This is a genomic window from Rhodovulum sp., from assembly GCF_011048875.1.
Taxonomy (GTDB): Bacteria; Pseudomonadota; Alphaproteobacteria; order Rhodobacterales; family Rhodobacteraceae; genus Rhodovulum; species Rhodovulum tesquicola.
In genome coordinates this window covers 1-2952 of the sequence record NZ_DSDD01000191.1, presented here as the reverse complement: position 1 = coordinate 2952, position 2952 = coordinate 1, and the positions used below count along the sequence as shown (strand labels likewise).

General features: G+C 67.2%; 4 protein-coding genes, 1 tRNA gene and 1 pseudogene. 4 read left to right on the top strand and 2 right to left on the bottom strand.

Annotated elements, in window-relative coordinates; all coding sequences use genetic code 11:
• Window positions 1-44 precede the first annotated feature (44 nt).
• Window positions 45-590, top strand: a pseudogene (locus ENN83_RS17115) (S8 family serine peptidase); the annotation flags it as partial.
• 74 nt (window positions 591-664) lie between these two features.
• Window positions 665-832: a hypothetical protein gene (locus ENN83_RS06740; protein WP_287185438.1), complete on the top strand. Its 168-nt coding sequence runs from the start codon at window positions 665-667 to the stop codon at window positions 830-832.
• A 12-nt stretch (window positions 833-844) separates the two neighbouring features.
• On the opposite strand, the gene ENN83_RS06735 is transcribed toward ENN83_RS06740, so the two are convergent.
• Entirely contained in the window at window positions 845-1084 is a 240-nt protein-coding gene (locus ENN83_RS06735) for an Lrp/AsnC ligand binding domain-containing protein (protein ID WP_287185436.1), read from the bottom strand.
• 136 nt (window positions 1085-1220) lie between these two features.
• Here ENN83_RS06735 and hisB point away from each other — a divergent pair, with 136 nt between their 5' ends.
• Together hisB and hisH are read left to right on the top strand one after the other, a co-directional pair.
• Window positions 1221-1808: an imidazoleglycerol-phosphate dehydratase HisB gene (gene hisB, locus ENN83_RS06730; protein WP_287185434.1), complete on the top strand. Its 588-nt coding sequence runs from the start codon at window positions 1221-1223 to the stop codon at window positions 1806-1808.
• A 4-nt stretch (window positions 1809-1812) separates the two neighbouring features.
• Window positions 1813-2451, top strand: a complete 639-nt coding sequence (gene hisH / locus ENN83_RS06725) for an imidazole glycerol phosphate synthase subunit HisH (RefSeq protein ID WP_287185432.1) — start codon at window positions 1813-1815, stop codon at window positions 2449-2451.
• A 295-nt stretch (window positions 2452-2746) separates the two neighbouring features.
• Here hisH and ENN83_RS06720 read toward each other — a convergent pair.
• A tRNA-Thr gene (locus ENN83_RS06720) sits at window positions 2747-2821 on the bottom strand.
• Window positions 2822-2952 lie beyond the last annotated feature (131 nt).

The following is a 2952-nucleotide window of genomic DNA, read 5'->3' as shown; positions in this document are numbered from 1 at the left end:
TCGAGGCGCAGGAGCTTTACGATCAGGGCTATCGCGGCCAGGGCGTGGGGGTGGCGATCCTCGACAGCGGGTTCCTGCCCCGCAACGGCTTTGACCCGAGGGTGGTAGAGGAGCGCGACTTCACCGGCGAGGGGCGCCCACGTCACAGCAGCAACTGGCACGGCGGCACGGTGGCCACCTGTCTTTCCGTGCTGGCGCCCGAGACACGGCCGGGCGATTTCCGCGTGATCCCGGCCGAGGCGCCGATGCGGCGCGAGGATGTGATCGCCGCCCTGGACGCGGTGGTGGCCGCCTTCCCGACATACCGCATCGCAAACCTGTCGCTGTCCTTCGCGCCCCGCGGATGCCCGGACGCCTGCCCGCTGTGCCAGGCGGTCGCGCGGGCCTATCGGGCGGGGGGTCTGGTGGTGGTGGCCGCGAGCAATGAAGGACCCGCGCCCGACACGTTGACCTGCCCCGCGCGGGCGCATTGGGCGCTGACGGTCACCGCCACCCTGCCCGAGACGGTCAATGACTATTGGCGCGATCACCGCCGGGCACGGATCTGGGCCCGGCATGTGACGGGCCGGTTCGGCCGGTCCTGCGGGACGTCCTGCAGCGCGGGCTACATGTCCGGACAGGCAGCGATGCTGTTCTCGGCCTTTCCGGGGCAAGCGCCGACACGTTGCGTTTCGCCCTGCTCGAAGCCGCCCATGTCGCCGAAACCGAGGGGCGCGCGACGGCCCGCACGGCGCAGGCCCATGCCCAGCTTGCCCGGCTTCAGGGACTCGTGCGCGCGGGCGCCATCGTCACGAAATCGAACGCGCTGTTTCCCGTGGTCGAGAAATCCTGATCCCCTGCCCGCTCAGAACGCCCTGAAGGTCAGCGTCGTCAACGAGCGTTCGATGCCGGGGATGTCGAGCAGCCGGTCGTTGATGTACTTGCCGATATCCTCGCCCTCGGGGATGTAGAGCTTGAGCAGGAGGTCATAGACCCCGCTGGTCGAGTAAAGCTCCGAATGCAGTTCGCGCAGCACGATATCCTCGGCCACCTCGTAGGTCTTGCCCGGTCGGCAGCGCAGTTGCACGAAGACACAGGTGGACATCTCTCGGCTCCTCTCGACGTCTGGGGCAAACCTATTGAGGCCGCCCCGCCCCGGCAAGCGGCAAAAGCCGCGCCCGGGGCTTGGACAGGACGGGGCCGCGGTGTAAGGGAGGCGCGACAAGCCCAGGGAGGCCCCGATGCGGACAGCGACGATCACGCGCAAGACCGCCGAGACCGATATATCGGTCGCGGTCAATCTGGACGGCAGCGGCGCCTATGACATGGCGACCGGCGTGGGCTTCTTCGACCACATGCTGGACCAAATTGCGCGCCATTCTCTGATCGACATGCGGGTGCGCTGCACGGGCGACACCCGTATCGACGACCACCACTCGGTCGAGGATGTGGGCATCGCGCTGGGCCAGGCGCTGGCGCAGGCTCTGGGCGACAAGCGCGGCATACGCCGCTACGGCGCGTGCCTGTTGCCGATGGACGATGCGCTGGTGCGCGCCGCGCTGGACCTGTCGGGGCGGCCCTACCTGGTGTGGAACGTCGACTTCCCGACCGCGAAGATCGGCAGCTTCGACACCGAACTGGTGCGCGAGTTCTTCCAGGCGCTCTCCACCCATGGTGGGATCACGCTGCATGTGGAGTGCCTGCACGGGATCAACAGCCACCACATTGCCGAGGCCGCCTTCAAGGCAGTCGCGCGCAGCTTGCGCGAGGCGGTCGAGACCGATCCGCGCAAGGCCGACGCGATCCCGTCCACCAAGGGGGCATTGTAGGGGCATGCTGACCGCCATCGTCGATTACGAGTCGGGCAACCTGCACTCGGCCCAGAAGGCGTTCGAGCGGGTGGCGCGCGAGACCGGCGAGGGCGAGGTCGTCGTGACTTCGGACCCCGACATGGTGCGCCGCGCCGACCGGGTGGTGCTGCCGGGCGATGGAGCTTTCCCGGCCTGCCGACGCGAATTGTTCGACCATCGCGGCCTGTTCGAGGCAATCGAGGAGGTGGTGATCGCCCGCGCCCACCCCTTTCTCGGCATCTGCATCGGAATGCAGATGATGGCAACGCGCGGGCTGGAATACGAAGAGACGCCCGGGTTCGACTGGATCGGTGGCGACGTGGTGCGCATCATGCCCCAAGGCGCTCACATGAAGGTCCCTCACATGGGCTGGAACGATCTGGTGATCGACGCGCCGCATCCGCTGCTGGACGGCATCACCACGGGCGAGCACGCCTATTTCGTCCATTCCTTCCAGTTCCGCGTGGCAGACCCGGCGCATTTGCTGGCCCATGTCGATTACGGCGGACCGGTTACGGCCATCGTCGGCCGCGACACCATGGTCGGCACCCAGTTCCACCCGGAGAAGAGCCAGGCCACGGGGCTAAGGTTGATCGCCAACTTCCTGGCCTGGACGCCCTGAGGGCATCGACCGGTTCGACGGCCGCACCGTCCATTCGTGCGAACCACTGCGGCGGCGGTCACGCAAGGTTCCGCAGCCAGCACAACAAGCGGTTCGGGCTTTGCACCCGCCGTGCCGACCCAACCCGACAACGATCAATATCGACCCCGACAACCATCGGCGTGAACGGGAGGCGGCGACCATGCCGGTCAGGCGCATCAGGCATGGCACACCGCGTCCGCACCATGGGCGCGTCGCATCAGGGCAGCCAGCCGCACCCAGTCCGTGGCCCTGCTTTCGTACGGGCGGGAAGGGATGGTGCTGTGAGAGAGGATTGAACTCTCGACCTCTCCCTTACCAAGGGAGTGCTCTACCACTGAGCTACCACAGCCTTCTGATCCGGTTCGCCAACCCCGATGCAATCACGCAAAGGCGTAGCGTCAGGAACCGCCCTGCCCCGTCAAGCACCCGGCAAACCTCAGCCACATTGTGGAAGCGACTTGCCGCCCGCGCTGCTCCAGC